The sequence below is a fragment of the Komagataeibacter xylinus NBRC 15237 genome (genome assembly GCF_001571345.1).
In the GTDB taxonomy this organism is placed as follows: Bacteria; Pseudomonadota; Alphaproteobacteria; order Acetobacterales; family Acetobacteraceae; genus Komagataeibacter; species Komagataeibacter xylinus.
The window spans coordinates 1-16,066 of record NZ_BCTP01000055.1 but is presented as its reverse complement, the minus strand read 5'-3'; the positions used below and the strand labels follow the sequence as shown (position 1 = coordinate 16,066).

The window sequence follows — 16,066 nt, the reverse complement described above, 5'->3', positions numbered from 1 at the left end:
GTATTAGGGCATTTTCCCGGATGCGTTTCCCTGATTTCCGGGTGCATCGGACAGGTCCACGCCGTCTGGCCTGCCAGGGACTGGTCATGGGTAATGGACGCCTCGTCCGCCACGAAAGCTGCGGGGTCTGCCCCGAATTTCCGCTGGCAGTGTTCACTACAAAAATAATAATCGTGCCCATCATGCAGCGTGTGAAATTTTGCTGTCACAGTATTCACACTCATGCCACAGACCGGATCATGTACGGTTCTGGGCACCATCATCTGCCGATCATCCTGTCTGGTATCCGTCATGCGTGTTTCCCCGATGGAAGCGGCTGAATTTCAGACTGCGATGGAACAGGCATTGAAACCATGTCACAGCACAGACAATGAAACGACCACTTTGTCGAGACAGTTGCCCGCATACCGGTGATCCCCAAAAAGAGCATACATTCAGCGATTACATGATCGTCAGCAGGCATTGACCTACGTCGCTGTTACAATCAGTGTCTGGAATGAACGTAATCTTAGCTTCTGGACTGATGACCGACCTTATTCGAGACCTCATTCTTCGCTGGCGGGACGATCCGGCAGCGACCTATCAGAGCTGGTTTTTATGGGACGAGCGTATCAAGAACTTTCGCTCCATCCGCAGGGGGCTGCAGCAGGTTGTCACCGAGATTGCCGCTGGTACGTTCGGGGTCGCCTATCGTGGCTCCTCACTGGAAACAGTTGTCCATTCGATTGCGGAGCAGCGTCAGATTTTCAAGGGGGCAGATCATGCGTTCCTTTGGAAGCCAAAGCTACGAATTCCAGATATCTACGAGAATCCCGTCAACCAGAAAGCGTTCGGTCAGCTTCTCGATACCTGTCTGTGCTGCAATACTGAAGAGTACGTGGTTTCGGCCATTCATGCGATTGATGCTCGCAAGATAAAGGGACTGGGACCAGCCGTGGCCAATCTGCTGTATTTTCTGCATCCGACAATCATGCCGCCGTTCAACACGGCGATCGTGAAGGGCTATAACGCTCTGACCGGATCGAAGGTGAAACTGGGGCGATGGGAAGAGTATCTCGCCATGCGGCAGGGAATCCTGAAGCTGAATGCGACCTATCGTTCACTGCTTTCCAATGATCTGGGCGCCATCGGAGGACTGCTGTTTGACCTCGGTAGCGGACGCTATACAGCGCCACCTCTCGAGGATGACGAAACCGCGCGAAAGCTTTGGGAAGCCGATCTCCATCAGGTAAGGGAGCAGAGCGCGAAAGAAGCCCGGATCCTCGCCGCGGAGCGGGAAACGGATCATACCCATACCGAGATTCAGGGCTGGCTTCGTGATCTGGGGCTTTCCCTGGGGTATGATGTCTGGATTGCGGCCAATGACCGCAGTCGTCCATGGCAGGACGGTAAATTGGGAGATGGCTGCCTGTCGGTGTTGCCAGGGTTCACGACAGAAACGCAGGGAGCGGAATCCGTGCGCCTGATCGATGTCCTGTGGCTGGACCAAGAAAGCCGCAGGATTGTTGCAGCATTCGAGGTCGAACATTCAACGACCATCTATTCCGGTATCGTGCGGATGCTGGATCTTGCTCTCGGGTCAGAGGCGCAGGCCCTGGAGGGCCTGTTCCTTGTTGCGCCGGACAAGCGGGAAGCCGATGTGCGGGAACAGTTGAAGCGGCCGGCCTTCAGCAGGATTGCCGACCTGAAAGTCCGGTATCTGCCTTGTGGGGCGCTTGAGAAGGATCGTGAGGCAATCGAGCGTTTTGGTCATGGGATGAAGCCTATTCAGGCAATATCCCATCTTCTTACCCCAGCGTGATGTTGATGACAGCAATGAGCGGTACAATATCTGTTTCAGAGCGGGCAGAGAAATCGGGGCAGCTTCCCTCTCTGTCCCGAACGTCTTTTGCCATACGATGTCCGCTTATCGGAACCGGGAGCGGTCCTGTTATACTACCAGGTGGAGAGATCGAAGAACCGTTGATTGAAGGCATTATGTCCTGATTTTGGGCTTAACGAGCAAGTATTGATGGTTCTGGGTAATGACTTTCGCTCTGTGCCTGGGGCAGAACGGGGAGCATTATAGGCTGGTTTTCTACGCGGCGGCGCTGATCCGCTCCAGAAACAGAAAGCGGCGCATGTTGTAGACGATATTGGCCAGTCGGCCGCTGCCGTCGCGCAATGGTTTTCGGTCGTCTCGGCACAACCCGTACCCGAACATGATGGCCGTCTCATCATCGCCCGTCAGGCAGCCGATGCTTATATGCACCGCAGCAAGGCTGAGAACACACTGCGCACCTGTCGCGCCGCCGTCCGGTCCTGGTGTCGCTGGGCCTGCCCTTCAGGAAACGTCCGCGCCTGCGGACTCAGCACCACCTGACCTGCCTGTCGTCCCGCCATCGTTCTGCTTCCGTCATTGCGACAGGAGCATCATCTAATGATGCTTATTTCAGTTTCAGATGACGAGGAGGAAAGAGTTCTTCGTTCTCTGGAATTGATGCTCGCAAAGGAAACGCCGAACAATTTCATGTAGAGTAAGCGCTAACTGAAATCGAGACGGCAAAAATCCACTTTTCCGTTCACATCTCAGTATCCTTAATGTCTCGAATGAAGGCGGCAGCCGCCTTTTCCTCGCATCTCGCCCACATATGTGCTAATGTTGGTTTGTGCTTCATGGGAGAGATATATCATGAGCCGACTGATCATTGATATGACGGATCAGCAGCACCAGAGCCTGAAAGCACTGGCGGCGCTACAGGACAAGACGATCAAACAGTATGCCCTTGAGCGCTTGCTCCCTGATAATCTTGATACTGACCATGCGTGGCAGGAACTTAAAAATCTTCTTAGAGCCCGCGTTCAGGAAGGTCTTGACGGCAAGGTAAGCTCAAAGAGCGTCAGTGCGATCCTTAGTGAGGAACTCAACGAGAAGCACGCTTGAAAAGTTACATCCTTACTGAAGCAGCGGAAGCTGATGTGCGTACAGTCATCCGTTACACAACAAAACAGTGGGGAGACGCTCAGGTTCGTCGATATGTCGCCGTTCTGGAGCAAGGCATTTATCAGTCTCGTCGAAGGTCATAGCGCTTTCAAGGATATGAGTACGCTGTGTCCTGGGTTGAGAATGGTGCAGGTCGACCATCACTACATTTTCTGTCTACCGCGTGAGGGTGCGCCAGCCTTGGTCGTGGCCATTCTACACGAGCGCATGGATCTTCTGACCCGCTTGGCAGGCAGGTTATGATCTGACGTCTGCTTTCGGGAACGCAGATTGCCGAGCCCTACGTCCGGGAAGAGGCAAGTGCTGCCTGCCTGCTTAATTCCTGATCCCAGTGGTTCCGAACCGGATCATCTTATGAGTTGGGAGTTTGACCGGCGATCCGATGCAGGTCCGCATTGTCATATGTCCGGCATCCATCTGCCACCTGCCCCACAAGCCCGGCAATCGCCTTCGCGACAGTTTTCGCGTCAATCGCGCCATATCCAGCAAGCCTGCCGATCATGAACGGTGCCAGCGCCGCCGCCAGCCGCTGACCGATCGCCTCCATCGGTCGTGCCTCTGCACGGTGACCCAGCAACATGCCGGGACGCAGGATGTCCACGCGGCTGAAACCGAGCGCCCTGATGTCGCGCTCGATCTCGCCTTTGGTCCTGAGGTAAAAACCGGGACCGCCCGCCCCCACGGAAGAAACGAGAATGAATTGACGTGCGCCAAGCGCATGTGCCGCTGTAGCAAAAGCGAGGACATAGTCATGATCTACGCGGAACATGGCCGTCTGCGATCCAGCGGCACGAATTGTGGTGCCCAGGCAGGAAATCGCCACGTCAGCGCCAGTTGGGGCGACGGTCCGTAACGTCACCTCGGGCGCCGCGTACAGGCGTTCGAAATCAATGACATGATCGGAGCAAGATGATTTCCGACGCGTCAGGCTGGTGACGACGGTATCAGGCCACTTGGTAAGGTCCGCATCGACAGAACGCCCGATGAGACCGGTGCCTCCGATGAGCAGAACGCGCGTCGTCATCGCAGGATCAGATTGGTGATGACGTCGGTTAGTTTGCCGAATGGCGGCTGAAGCAGTGTTGCCGCATTGAAACGCCCCTGTCTGTACACCCCACGGGCATGTGTAAGTGCCATGAAGCCTTCCTTTCCATGATACGCGCCGATCCCACTGTCCCCCACACCGCCAAACGGCAGATCGTCCTGCACATAATGCATCAATGTACCATTGATCGTCACGTTTCCTGAAATCGTGTTCTTCAACACCCTGTCGCGTTCAACGCGGCTGTCGCCAAAATAATACAGGGCCAGAGGCCGGGGACGGGCGTTGATGAAAGCAATCGCTTCATCAAGGTTCCTGTAGGTCAACACAGGCAGGATGGGTCCGAAAATCTCCTCCTGCATGACCGCCAGTTCAGGTCTGACGTCCAGTATGAGAACCGGCGCAAGGACATGGCTGGCGGCTGAATCGCTCCCCATCCGGATGACCTGCGCACCATGCTCCTCGGCATCACGGACCAGACCGCTCAGGCGCTCGTAATGATGCGTGTTGAGAATGGCCGTATAATCAGGCGACCCGGCGTAACCGCCCGGATGCAGCTTTTTCACGGCATCCTGATAGGCTGCGGCAAAAGCGTCCCTGTCGCCTTCATGAACCAACACATAATCCGGCGCGACGCAGGTCTGCCCGGCATTGGTCAGCTTGCCGAACGCCACGCGGTCCGCCACCCGCTGCATGGAAAAACCGGGCGCGATCACCACGGGAGACTTGCCGCCCAGTTCAAGCGTGACCGGGGTCAGATTGCGCGCTGCTGCCTCGGCGACCTTCTTTCCGACTGCCGTGCTACCCGTGAACAGGATATGATCGAAAGGCAGGGCCGAGAACGCGGCGCCCACTTCGCCACCGCCGGTTACGACAGAAACCTGTTCCGCTGGAAAGGCAGCCTGAACGATCTCGCCAATCACTGCCGATGTAGCCGGTGTAAATTCCGACGGTTTGAGCATGGCCCGGTTGCCGGCGGCAATCGCTGTTGCCAAGGGCACGAGAGCAAGGGAGACCGGATAATTCCACGGCGCAATAATGCCCACGACGCCCACTGGCTGCCGGACCACCCAGGCGCGACCACACTGGAAATAGGCCGATACGTGGCGACGTTCCGGTTTCATCCAGCACCCCAGATGCGCGATCATGTAATTGATCGACTGCACCAGCGGGATCAGTTCCACAATGGCGCTTTCGCGTTCCGACCGCTGGCCAAAATCCGTTTTCAGGGCGCGCACGATCTCTGTGCGCCGCTTCAGGATTTCAGCTTTCAGGCGGCGCAGATTGGTCCGCCGCTGTTTTAGGCCGGGTGGCCCGGCATTCAGGAACGCGGCGCGCTGGCGGTCGAGAATACGGTTCAGGTCAGCGGGCGTAACATCGGACATCGCGTCCTCCATGTTTACAGGAGAAACTTATGCAGGCAGAATATGGAGCATGACGATCTAGTGTCAATAAAAGTTTCTTGTGTAAACATGGACCTCACGAATGAGTGAAACCAAGGACCGCCCCTACCATCACGGCGACCTGCGCCGCGCCCTGATCGACACGGCGCTGGACATGCTGGCCACAGACCAGAACTGGGCGTTCACCCTGCGGGAAGTGGCGCGACGCACGGGTGTCAGCCACGCAGCCCCTTACAAGCATTTTCGGGATCGCGAGATGCTGTTGCGGGAACTGGCGCGGATCGGTTTCGTCAGACTTGGAGAGAACATGACAGAGGCCATGTCTTTGGGGCTGCCTTCCACGCGCGCGCAATTCATGGCTGCGGCGCAGGCCTGTATTGGATTTGCGTGTCAAAATCCCGGTCTTTATCGGCTGATGTTCAGTTCCGATGCCGACAAGACGATAGATCCGTCACTGCATGACGCGGCCATGAAGACCTTCGGGATTCTTCTGGGGCTTCTGGAAAGGGGACAACGCGATGGAAGCTTCCGGCCGGTTGCCGTCAGTGCCCTGGCGGCGGCAGGTTGGGCGCAGGTGCATGGCCTGGCCATGCTGGCGATCAGTCATCAACTGCTTGAAGAGAAGGTCGGGTCAACCCCGGTTCCGGCTGCACTGGACGTGTTGCTGGATGGCATGTGCTGCACCGACTGATTGGGCTAACACCGTGCTGTTCAAGCATACATCCAACCTGTCGTAGTACGCTGCGGCCTTTTTGACTTGCAGATGGCCGAAGTCGGCGCGCGCCACAGCCCGTTCTGCAACTTGTATGCGACACGTCCTCGCCACATCGCCATGAAGGATGGCCCCTTGTGAAGATGTACTGTCACACCCGGACAGGATGCCATGGATCAGACAGGCCAGTCCTACGCGTCCAGCCTGAGACTGGAAGCGTAGGACGATTACGATTTCAGCCAATCAGGCTGCGCAGTTTCGCATCAGCTTCAGGAGAAAGTGATGTTTGCATAATATGGGGATGTCCGCCCAGCTTGTGGAACTCACTGACGACCTTTTCAGGCTGTGCCTTGCGCACCAGAATGAACAGTGCCGATGTGCCGTTCCTGAGCTGCTGGCCCACCTCCCGGATGAAATCATCGCTGATTCCGTAGTCACTGAAGTGGCCCTCCAGCGTGCCCACGCCAGCGCCGGTCATGCTCCCTGCCACGAAGCCTGCCAGCGGGTTGAGGAAAATCAGGCCGAGCAGCGTGCCCCAGAACGCACCCGTCGCAAGACCGCCCGAAAAACCCAGGGCCGTCAGATTGACCGACTGATCCAGATGCACTTTGCCGTCGCTGGTGCGACGGACAACCACGGCATCCGCAAGGTCGATCAGATATTCTTTTTCCAGTGCCGCGCACTCGGTACGGGCAGCAGTGGCACCATCTTCGGTGTCAAAACCGATAACAATAAGATCTGACATGAATTATTCCATCATTAGTGGGCAGGATTACTTCGCCTTGCGGTGGCGGAAATGAACCAGCGCCGAAAGAGCGATGACCCCGGCAACCGTAAGATAGAACCGCAGATGTGATGCATGCCGTGCCTGCTCATGCGTTTCCAGTTGAGACTGAAGGGCGCTGATCTGCTCCTTCAACTGCTTCTCAACACGATCGGAGTGCCGTGAAAATACGTGTTCCGCGTGATCCTGCAGCGTCCGCGATGCGTCACGCACTGTCTGCTCCAGATTCAGGTCTGCTGCCATGATTACATGATCCTTCATATGTCGTTGTCGCGCTCGAGACGAGGCGGTGCCGTCTTATTCCGTTCCCATCTGTCCGTCAACAATTCCTCACGAGGCGGGGTAGCCTTGATTGACTTACGCAAGCAGTGGCGTGGCGCTGGATTTCACACAGATTGGAACTCAATATTGAACACCGCATGTATCTGTTCCACGCGCGCCTGTATTCACGGAATTCGGGCCGATATGATGGTGCCTCTTCTGCCCCGGGTGAGATGCCGATCCTGTCAAAAGCCCTTGCGAGACGGTTTCGTCCCCTATAATCGGGAGAAACTGCTCACAGGAGGTCAAATGGCGGATCAGGACAGAAAGAGGAAAAATTCAGGTCGGCCCGACAGCCGCATGTCGGAAGAACTGGATGCCCTGATCCTGAAAACCGCCACCCGACTGTTTGGGGAACAGGGCTACGCCGCCACATCGGTCGAACAGATCGCGGCCGTGGCGGGAGTGGGCAAGCAGACCATCTACCGGCGGCACCCATCCAAGGAAAACCTGTTCAAGACCGTCATTGCCGAACTGGGGAACAGCTTCCTCCTCGCCGCCTCCCCTTCAGACGAAATGGTATCCAGCGATCCGCTGCAAGCGCTGTACAAAACCATGCGGATGCTGCTTGACCTGATCCTCAGCCCTGAAACGCTTTCGCTGAGCCGCACCTTCATCGGTGAAGGATGGCGTTTCCCGGACCTGGTGAACCATGCCGGTGCGCATATCTTTGACCCGCTGGAAAAACTGGCCTGCAAGCTCCTGACCGCTGTCTCCCGGGCGGGCCTGCTGAAGGCGGATTGCAATCTGGAGGAAACCAGCCAGATGCTTGCCACGCTCTGTCTTGGCGGTCCCCACCAGCAGATGCTGTTCGGACGCAGGATCCTGACGACGGCAAAGGAGCGTGACGACTATCTCGACCACGCCTGGCGTGCCTTCATGACGGGCATACTGGCCGCCCCTGCTCCCGGCCCGTCCGGCAAGAAGGGCCGGTAACAAGTACAAGGGAGCATGCACGGACCCGTAGCGGGACGTGGGCCGCCTGATCCGTGCCCGGTTAAAAAGCTGGCCCCCTGCCCCGCCGTTATTTCTGTTTCCTGTCCTGTGGGACCCTGGTGTCAAACCCGCCCCCTATTGCCCTGTACATATCAACCGATGCATCAAGGCTGGACAGGAGCGCAGTCGTATGCGCCAGTTCCGCCTGCTGGGCCAGCACCTGTGCAGAGAGCACATCCAGCCTGCTGGAATAGCCGTGTTCCAGTCGCAACTGCGTCAGTTCCACGTTTTTTTCGGCCGCTGTTTCCTTGTCCCCGTCACCCTGTTCGCGTGCGTGGGCATTGTTCTGTTCAAGCAGGGCGTCATGCACCTCCTTGAAAGCGGTGCGGATGCTCTGTTTATACAGGGTGACCTGCTCGTTCTTCTCGGCCCGTGCCAGCTTGACGCCACTGGCCGTGCGGCCAAAATCCATCACCGGGGCCGCCATCGAGGCCGCCAGCGTCCATGACCGCGTGGTGGCGCGATACAGGTTGTCGATATCAATGTTGTTCACCCCCGCCAGGCTGGCCAGCGAGATGGTGGGGAAATAGGCTGCGCGCGCAAAGCCGATATTGAAGTTGCTGGCGATCAGCGTCTGTTCATGCATGGCGATGTCGGGCCTGCGTTCAAGCAGGGTGGACGGGATTTCGGGCGGGGTCGGGATGGGAATGGTCAGTTGGTCAATGTTTTTGCCGCGCTCCATCGCCTGTCCGATGATCTGCTGGGGCGCGCGGCCCAGCATGACGGCCAGAGCACTTTCCGCCTTGCCCCGCTGGTCCTCCACATCCGGCAAGGCGGCCTGTGCCGCGTCGCGCTGCTCGGTCACGTTCTGCACTACCAGCGCGTCCACCGCGCCCACCTCATGCTGGCGCTGCACCAAGGCAAGGAGCGCTGTCTGGGTCTCGATGGTCTGTTGCAGGATCTCGCGTTGCCGGTCCAGCGCGCGCAGGCTGAAATACAGCTTGGCGGTGGCGGCTGCGATGGACAGCAGGGCGGCCTCGTGCCCGTAACCCGCCGCTTTCACGCCTGCCTTGGCCGCTTTGCTCAGGCTCGCGTTCTTGCCCCAAAAATCGGCTTCGTAATTCAGCATGCCACCCACGAAGCCAAGGTTGCTCATCTTGTGCGCAACCGGCAGTTCATCCTTCAGGTGTAGGCGGCCCATGGCATCCGCGCCTGCCACCGAGATGGAGGGCAACTGGTTGGCGAAGGCATATTTATACTGTGCCCGCGCCTGCTGCAGCTTTGACCCGGCCAGAGCAAGGTCGTCATTGTTTTTCAGCGCTTCGTCCACCAGCGCGTCCAGAACCGGGTCATTATAGCTGCGCCACCATTCGCCGCCATCGGGCACTGTTCTGGCCTGCTGCGTGCCCCATTTATCGGGCATGGGCATCTGTGGCCGGTGATAGGTGGGTGCCAGCCACGCGCAACCTGCCAGCAGCGCGGGCAGCAGGAGGATCGGGATGTGTTTCATCGTGTGACTCCCTCAACCTGCGGCGATGGCGTTTCCTTCACCCTGAACCACAGCACATACAGCGAAGGCAGGAAGATCAGCGTCAGCACCGTCGCCACGGCCAGCCCGCCCATGATGACGTCGGCCATCGGCCCCCAGAACACGCTGGACGCAATGGGCAGCATGCCAAGGATGGCGGCGACAGCCGTCAGCATGATGGGGCGGAAACGGATCTTGGCGGCATTCATCACCGCATCCCATTCCGACTGCCCCAGATCCTTTTCGATCTGGATCTGATGGACAAGGATGACCGAGTTGCGGATGATCATGCCAATCAACGCCACCAGCCCCAGCATGGCGATGAACCCCATCGGGTGCTGGGTCAGGAACAGCGCGCCGACCACGCCGATCAGGCCAAACGGGGCGACACTGATGACCAGCGCCAGCCGCCTGAAGTCCTGCAACTGGATCATCAGCACGCCCAGCATGACAAGGATCATAAGCGGGACGACAGCCACGACGGATTTCTGCGATTTCGTACTCTCCTCCACCGTGCCGCCCACCGCGACATGGTAGCCTGATGGCAGGCTGGCATTGAATGCCGCGATTTTCGGGGCCAGTGTGCCAACGGCGGTATCCGCCTGCACCCCGTCGCGTAGCTGCGCCTGTATGGTCAGCGTCGGCAGACGGTCGCGCCGCCAGATCAGGGGATAATCCTCAACGTATGAAACACTTGCCACGGCAGACAATGCCACTGTCTGGTCATTGGGCAGGCGGATGTCGAGGTTGCGCAGGTCCTCGATCGACAGGCGCTGGGCATGGTTGGCGCGTAGCACCACATCCACCAGATAGATGCTGTCACGCACCTGCGTTGCGGTAACGCCGGTCACGGCTGAATTGATGGCCAGCGCAATGGCGCCCGACGACAGGCCCAGACGATGCGCCTCATCCTGCCGCACGTCGATCTTCAGCTTGCGCGCCGGGTCACCCCAGTCGAAATTGACCATGTGCAACTGGTTGCTGTCGGCCATGATCTTCGCCACGTCATGCGCGTAATGCCACACCCGGTCCGGATCGCGGCCCGTCACGCGGTACTGCACCGGCCAGCCCACCGGCGGCCCCAGTTCCAGCGGGAACAGTCCATGCACCACGTCGGGCAGATCGCGGCTCAGTGCGACATCCAGCCGTTTGCGCAGGCGGTCACGCGCCACGGCACTTTTGGCAACGATGACGGTCTGGGTGAAGAAGTCATTGGGCAACTGTTCATTGAGCGACAGGTAAAAGCGCACGGCCCCGCGCCCGACATAGGAGCTCCAGTGGTCGATATCGGGATCATTACGCAGGATGGCATCCAGCCGACGCGAGACATCCGCCGTCGCCTTGATCGATGCCCCCTGCCGCAGCGACAGGTCAACCAGCAGTTCCGGCCGGTCGGATGCAGGGAAGAATTGCCGGGGCACCAGAGGCGAGAGCGCAATGGCCACGACCAGTGCAGCAAGGCTGGCCAGCACGGTGGCACGCGGGCGGCGCATGGTGAACAGCAGCGACCGGCTGAACACGCGCAGCAGCCGCCCCTCTGGCGGGGCATGGGGCGCTGCCGCCGGGCGCTGCTTCAGGATCGTCACACCCACCAGCGGGGCAACCAGAACGGCCACGAACCACGACGCAATCAGCGCCATGCCCACCACGGCGAACAGCGAGAACGTATACTCTCCCGCCACACTTTTCGCGAACCCGACCGGGATGAATCCCGCCACGGTCACAAGGGTTCCGGTCAGCATGGGGAACGCGGTCGAGACATAAGCGTAAGTCGCAGCCCGCGTCAGGGTCCAGCCTTCCTCCAGCTTGCTGACCATGCTCTCCACCGTAATCATGGCGTCATCGACCAGTAGGCCGAGTGCTATGATGAGTGCTCCGAGCGAGACGCGCTGCAGGTCGATGCCGAACAGCTTCATGCACACGAACACCACCGCCAGCACGAAGGGAATGCAGAACGCCACCACCGTGCCCGCACGCCCGCCAAGACTGAGGAAGCTGATCCCCAGCACGATGGCGATGGCCTCGAACAGCGCCTCGGTAAAGTCACCGACCGCGTCATGCACAACTTTTGGTTGGTTGGCGACAAGGTGCGCCTCGATGCCGATGGGCATACGGGCGTGCAGTTCGGCCATTTTGGCCGTGATGTTCTTTTCCAGTTCCAGCACGTTGCCGCCGCTGCGCATGCTGAGCGCCAGCGCGATCGCATCCTGCCCACCCACGCGGAACATGGTCTGCGGCGGGTCGGAATAGGTGCGGGTGATGGTGGCGATATCCCCCAGCCGCACCTTGCGGCTGCCGGCATAGACCGTGACATTGGCAATGTCCTGCACCGACCCGAACTGCCCGGTAGGCTGGACCTGTATCTGCTCGCGCCCGGTATCGATCACGCCCGATGGCACCGTGGCGTTCTGCGCCAGCAGGGCGGCGGCGATCGTGGCCCCGTTTATGCCCAGCCGGGCCAGGTGGTGGGTAGAAAAATCGACATAGATCTTCTCATCCTGCGCGCCCAGCGTGTCGATCTTGGCGACATCAGGCACATGCAGCAGCGCGTCGCGCACCGTCTCGACATAGTCACGCAGGTCGCGATGGGAAAACCCGTCGGCGGTAAAGCCGTAGATAATTCCGTAGGTATCGCCGAACTCGTCATCAAAGAACGGGCCGACCGTGCCCTGCGGCAACTGGGCCTTGATGTCGCCCACCTTCTTGCGCACCTGGTACCAGATGTCCGGCACTTCCGCCTTGGGTGCGCCGGACAGCAGGTTGACGAAAATCGTGGTCTTGCCCGCCAGCGTATAGCTCTTGACGTAATCGAGGTCGGGCGTTTCCTGCAGTTTCTTCTCGATGCGTTCGGTCAGCTGGTGGGTGGTTTCCTCCACCGATGCACCGGGCAGGAACGCCTCCACCACCATGGTCTTGACGGTAAAGGGTGGGTCTTCATTCCGGCCCAGTCTGAAATAGGACTGGATGCCGGCCACGCCAATCAGGATCATAAAGAACAGGACCAGCGCACGATGGCGGATGGACCAGTCGGACAGGTTTATGCCCCCCGGGGCGCGCGGTTCAGGGGCGGACATCGGCTTCATCCAGCAGGCTGACCTTTTCTTGCGGATACAGCGCCTGCACGCCCGCCGTCACCACCCGATCCCCGGTGTTCAGGCCGGATGCGATCACCACGTCATCGGTGGCATACCGGGCGATGGTGACCGGGCGCAGGGAGACGCGCAATGTGTCGGGAGCCACGATCCAGACGGCGGGTTTGCCATCCTGCACGCTCAGGGCGGCGGACGGCAGATGGACGGTTGGCGCTGATGACATGGACAGATGCCCCGTCACCACCGCGCCCAGCGGCATCATGTCGCGCGTGGCGCGCAGCAGCGCCTTGGTATGATAGGTACGGGTCAGCGGATCGGTATCGGGCGCGATTTCATAGATCGCGGCGGGCGCGCAGGTGGCAGGAGCTGCGTCCAAGCATACCTTCATGGTCATGCCCACGGCCAGACGGGACTGCGCCAGGGCTTCGGGCATATCGAACTGCGCGTCCAGCCCCTCATCCGCCGCCATGCGCAGCACGGGTTGGCCTGCGGCCACCACCTCGCCTGCTTCCACCAGCCGGTCGGTCACGATGCCGTCCTCGGGCGCCATCAGGCGGGTGTAGCCAAGCTGTTCCTGCGCCACGCGTACCTGCGCCTGCGTGGCCTGCACCTGGTCCTGCGCGGTTTTGTAGCGGCGCACCGCGTCGTCATAATCGTTGCGTGAAATGGCCTCCACCGGCAGCAGGGCTGCGGCCCGCTGCTTCAGGGGGGCAGCCTGTTCCAGCGCCGCTTTTGCCGTGGCGTTTTCCGCCAGCGCCGTGCGCAGCATCTGCTGTGGCACCGTGTCATCCAGTCGCGCCAGCACGTCCCCCGCATGGACGACGCTGCCTGCGGACACGGAACGCTCCACCACCTTGCCGGCCAGGCGGAAGGCAAGGTTGATGGACTGATGGGCGGCTACCTGTCCTGTCACCACCTCGCCATTCGCATCGGATGCAGGTTCAACGATGACGGTGCGGACGGGACGGACTTCCTCCACCGGTGCCTTCTTATGGCAGGCTGAAAGCAGAAGCAGCAGGCAGAGCAGGATCAGGCCCGGAGCGCTACGCGATTTTTCCACGGCGGGCGCGGGATATTGGCCCGGCGGGAGGCTGCCTTCCCTGTGCAGGACCGGATGAAGAATGGTAGCCAGGAAAGATGGAGGCTGGGCATGGCCCACGCTTTCATTGCCAGTATGTCTGGTTTGCATGGATACCGATCACCCTCAGTCATGTCCTGAATCCAGCGGCACGACGCAGCCGTTATGGCTTGCATAGACGAGACCGTATCGTATTGCAATGGCGTACAGGTGCTACTGTCGGCTGGCTGCAAACACGCTGGTAACAGGTGGGATTACGTAGGCACACATATGGTGCTGATCCGTTTTTTTACCTTATTCGGCCCTAAACCGGCCAATTTGGCATGAACCAGCATGAATGAGCGGGTTCAGACATGAGCTCAGATAGGAACAAATTGGGGCGGGCATTCAGCGTTTCCCATGGCGCAATGCTATCAAGCTATTGGAAGGGGATGAAGGCGCTACGCTGGAACACCTTCATATGCACTCAGGAATTCCTCGATATTATCGCTCATCAGGAGCGGCATCCGAGCCCGTATGACCTCCTCTGACCAGTCCCACCACGCCAATGCGAGCAGCCGCTCGATGGTTCTCTCGGGAAAGCGGTATCTGATAACCCGGGCCGGATTGCCGCCGACGATGGCGTAAGGCGGCACGTCCCTGGTCACCACCGCCGCCGTGGCAATGATCGCGCCAGACCCGATGGTTACACCTGACATGATGTTGACCCGCGCGCCGATCCAGACGTCATTGCCGATGACGATATCCCCCTTGGTGGAATGGTCATCAGACGCATCAGCTGCTTCTGGCCAGAAATTGCACTGGTTCTTGAAAGGATAGGTGGTGATCGTGTCCGGGCGGTGGTTGCCCAGGATCATCAGCACCTCGCGGGCAATGGAGCAGTATTTACCGATCTTCAGACCTGCATATTCGGCCTCTATGACGATAGGAGAACCCTTCGCGCCGTACGTATGGTCCCCGATCTCCCAGCCCCATTCCTCGATCTCGTGGGCAAGCGTGTAGCGTAGGAGCAGCGAAAAGGCATTCTTGCCGTAATACATCGGGGCAGCTTTCTCCCGTCATGGTTGAGGTTAAGCGGCTGTCGATATGTGTTTTTGCACATCGGTCACAGGAATCAACTGCCTTGCCATAGTGGACTTGTTAAGAACGAGATATATGAAGCGCTATCCACCTCTTTATTCCTTCCTGATCAGTTCCAGCCCCTCTTCATATGTCATCTCAGAACCGATCCAAAAGAAATGAGCCAGGTATGACCGGTCTGCACCCCCTTCATTCGGCGGCGTTACCCCACACACGCCATATGACACCACCCACATCGTCTGCCACCAGCAATGCGCCCGACCTGTCAATCGCGAGGCCGACCGGTCGACCATGCACATGCGCTTCGTCCGGTGTCAGGAAACCCGTAAGCACATCAACCGGCGTGCCGGACGGCTTCCCATCGGCGAACGGTACATAGATGACCTTGTAGCCACTCTTGGGCCGCCGGTTCCACGATCCATGCTGTGCCACGAACATCCCGTGGCGCCAGGCATCTGGAAGCCTGGTGGCATCCTGGGAGAAGGTCATGCCGAGGGAGGCCGCATGCGGGCCAAGCGCGTAATCCGGCGCGATCGCCTGCGCCACAAGGTCCGGTCGCTGCGGCGAGACCCGTGTATCAACGTGCTGGCCGTAATAGCTGTAAGGCCAGCCATAGAATGCGCCTTCCTTGACCGACGTGATGTAGTCGGGGACGAGGTCGCTGCCGATTTCATCGCGCTCGTTGACCACAACCCACAGGGCGCCGCTCTCCGGCTCAAAGGCCAGGCCGTTCGGGTTGCGCAGCCCGGTTGCATAGGGTGCCAGCTTTCCCGTGACCAGATCGAGCCGGTCGATCCGGGCCCGCCCCTCTTCGACGTCCATCCCGTTATCGGCAACATTGCTGTTGGACCCGACGGTCACATACAGGAAGCGTCCGTCCGGGCTGGCGAGCAGGTTTTTCGTCCAGTGATGGTTGTAGCCCGCCGGCAGATCCACAACCTTGGTTCCCGGCGCATCAATCCGCGTGTCGCCGTCATGATAGGGAAAACGAAGGATTGCGTTGGCATTGGCGACGTAAAGATCATTGCCCACCAGCACCATGCCGAAAGGCGAATAGAGATGGTCGAGGAACACCGTGCGGGTATCCGCTGACCCATCGCCCTTGGT

At 59.3% G+C, this 16,066-nt stretch carries 15 protein-coding genes; 4 read left to right on the top strand and 11 right to left on the bottom strand.

Features of this window, described 5'->3' with window-relative positions:
- A partial coding sequence (locus GXY01S_RS17415; protein ID WP_255210455.1) for a heavy metal-binding domain-containing protein occupies nt 1-224 on the bottom strand: 224 nt, incomplete at its 3' end.
- Between the two features lie 299 nt (nt 225-523).
- Between GXY01S_RS17415 and GXY01S_RS14655 the strand changes: the two genes are divergently transcribed.
- Entirely contained in the window at nt 524-1,801 is a 1,278-nt protein-coding gene (locus tag GXY01S_RS14655; protein ID WP_061276284.1) for a hypothetical protein, read from the top strand.
- Between the two features lie 276 nt (nt 1,802-2,077).
- On the opposite strand, the gene GXY01S_RS18700 is transcribed toward GXY01S_RS14655, so the two are convergent.
- Nucleotides 2,078-2,251: a hypothetical protein gene (locus tag GXY01S_RS18700; RefSeq protein WP_174520980.1), complete on the bottom strand. Its 174-nt coding sequence runs from the start codon at nt 2,249-2,251 to the stop codon at nt 2,078-2,080.
- A 420-nt stretch (nt 2,252-2,671) separates the two neighbouring features.
- Between GXY01S_RS18700 and GXY01S_RS14650 the strand changes: the two genes are divergently transcribed.
- The gene (locus GXY01S_RS14650; protein ID WP_061276282.1) at nt 2,672-2,923 is read left to right on the top strand and encodes an antitoxin; all 252 of its coding nucleotides are present in this window, start codon (nt 2,672-2,674) and stop codon (nt 2,921-2,923) included.
- Between the two features lie 412 nt (nt 2,924-3,335).
- On the opposite strand, the gene GXY01S_RS14640 is transcribed toward GXY01S_RS14650, so the two are convergent.
- Both GXY01S_RS14640 and GXY01S_RS14635 read right to left on the bottom strand, forming a co-directional pair.
- Nucleotides 3,336-4,007 carry an NAD(P)H-binding protein gene (locus tag GXY01S_RS14640; protein ID WP_061276280.1) on the bottom strand — a complete coding sequence of 224 codons (672 nt, stop codon included), beginning with the start codon at nt 4,005-4,007 and terminating at the stop codon, nt 3,336-3,338.
- Nucleotides 4,004-5,410, bottom strand: coding sequence for a coniferyl aldehyde dehydrogenase (locus GXY01S_RS14635; protein ID WP_061276278.1), 1,407 nt, complete (start codon nt 5,408-5,410; stop codon nt 4,004-4,006). Before GXY01S_RS14635 ends, GXY01S_RS14640 begins: the two co-directional genes overlap by 4 nt.
- A gap of 100 nt (nt 5,411-5,510) precedes the next feature.
- Here GXY01S_RS14635 and GXY01S_RS14630 point away from each other — a divergent pair, with 100 nt between their 5' ends.
- A complete protein-coding gene (locus tag GXY01S_RS14630) occupies nt 5,511-6,119 on the top strand; it encodes a TetR/AcrR family transcriptional regulator (protein ID WP_061276276.1) in 609 nt (202 codons plus the stop codon).
- A gap of 256 nt (nt 6,120-6,375) precedes the next feature.
- On the opposite strand, the gene GXY01S_RS14625 is transcribed toward GXY01S_RS14630, so the two are convergent.
- A complete protein-coding gene (locus GXY01S_RS14625) occupies nt 6,376-6,885 on the bottom strand; it encodes a DUF1269 domain-containing protein (RefSeq protein ID WP_061276274.1) in 510 nt (169 codons plus the stop codon).
- Between the two features lie 27 nt (nt 6,886-6,912).
- Complete coding sequence (locus GXY01S_RS14620) at nt 6,913-7,167, bottom strand: hypothetical protein (protein ID WP_019087674.1); 255 nt, start codon at nt 7,165-7,167, stop codon at nt 6,913-6,915.
- 327 nt (nt 7,168-7,494) lie between these two features.
- Between GXY01S_RS14620 and GXY01S_RS14615 the strand changes: the two genes are divergently transcribed.
- Entirely contained in the window at nt 7,495-8,181 is a 687-nt protein-coding gene (locus GXY01S_RS14615; RefSeq protein ID WP_061276272.1) for a TetR/AcrR family transcriptional regulator, read from the top strand.
- An 88-nt stretch (nt 8,182-8,269) separates the two neighbouring features.
- On the opposite strand, the gene GXY01S_RS14610 is transcribed toward GXY01S_RS14615, so the two are convergent.
- The 5 genes from GXY01S_RS14610 to GXY01S_RS14590 all read right to left on the bottom strand — a co-directional run.
- Nucleotides 8,270-9,691, bottom strand: a complete 1,422-nt coding sequence (locus GXY01S_RS14610; protein WP_061276270.1) for an efflux transporter outer membrane subunit — start codon at nt 9,689-9,691, stop codon at nt 8,270-8,272.
- Nucleotides 9,688-12,792 (bottom strand): efflux RND transporter permease subunit, encoded by a 3,105-nt coding sequence (locus GXY01S_RS14605; protein ID WP_061276268.1) that lies wholly within the window; start codon nt 12,790-12,792, stop codon nt 9,688-9,690. Before GXY01S_RS14605 ends, GXY01S_RS14610 begins: the two co-directional genes overlap by 4 nt.
- A complete protein-coding gene (locus GXY01S_RS14600; protein ID WP_061276266.1) occupies nt 12,770-13,990 on the bottom strand; it encodes an efflux RND transporter periplasmic adaptor subunit in 1,221 nt (406 codons plus the stop codon). The genes GXY01S_RS14605 and GXY01S_RS14600 overlap by 23 nt, the downstream gene beginning before the upstream one ends.
- 329 nt (nt 13,991-14,319) lie before the next feature.
- On the bottom strand, nt 14,320-14,919 hold the full coding sequence (locus GXY01S_RS14595) for a CatB-related O-acetyltransferase (protein WP_061276264.1): 600 nt from the start codon (nt 14,917-14,919) through the stop codon (nt 14,320-14,322).
- Nucleotides 14,920-15,148: 229 nt separating this feature from the next.
- On the bottom strand, nt 15,149-16,066 hold a 918-nt coding region (locus tag GXY01S_RS14590), incomplete at its 5' end, for a PQQ-dependent sugar dehydrogenase (protein WP_061276262.1).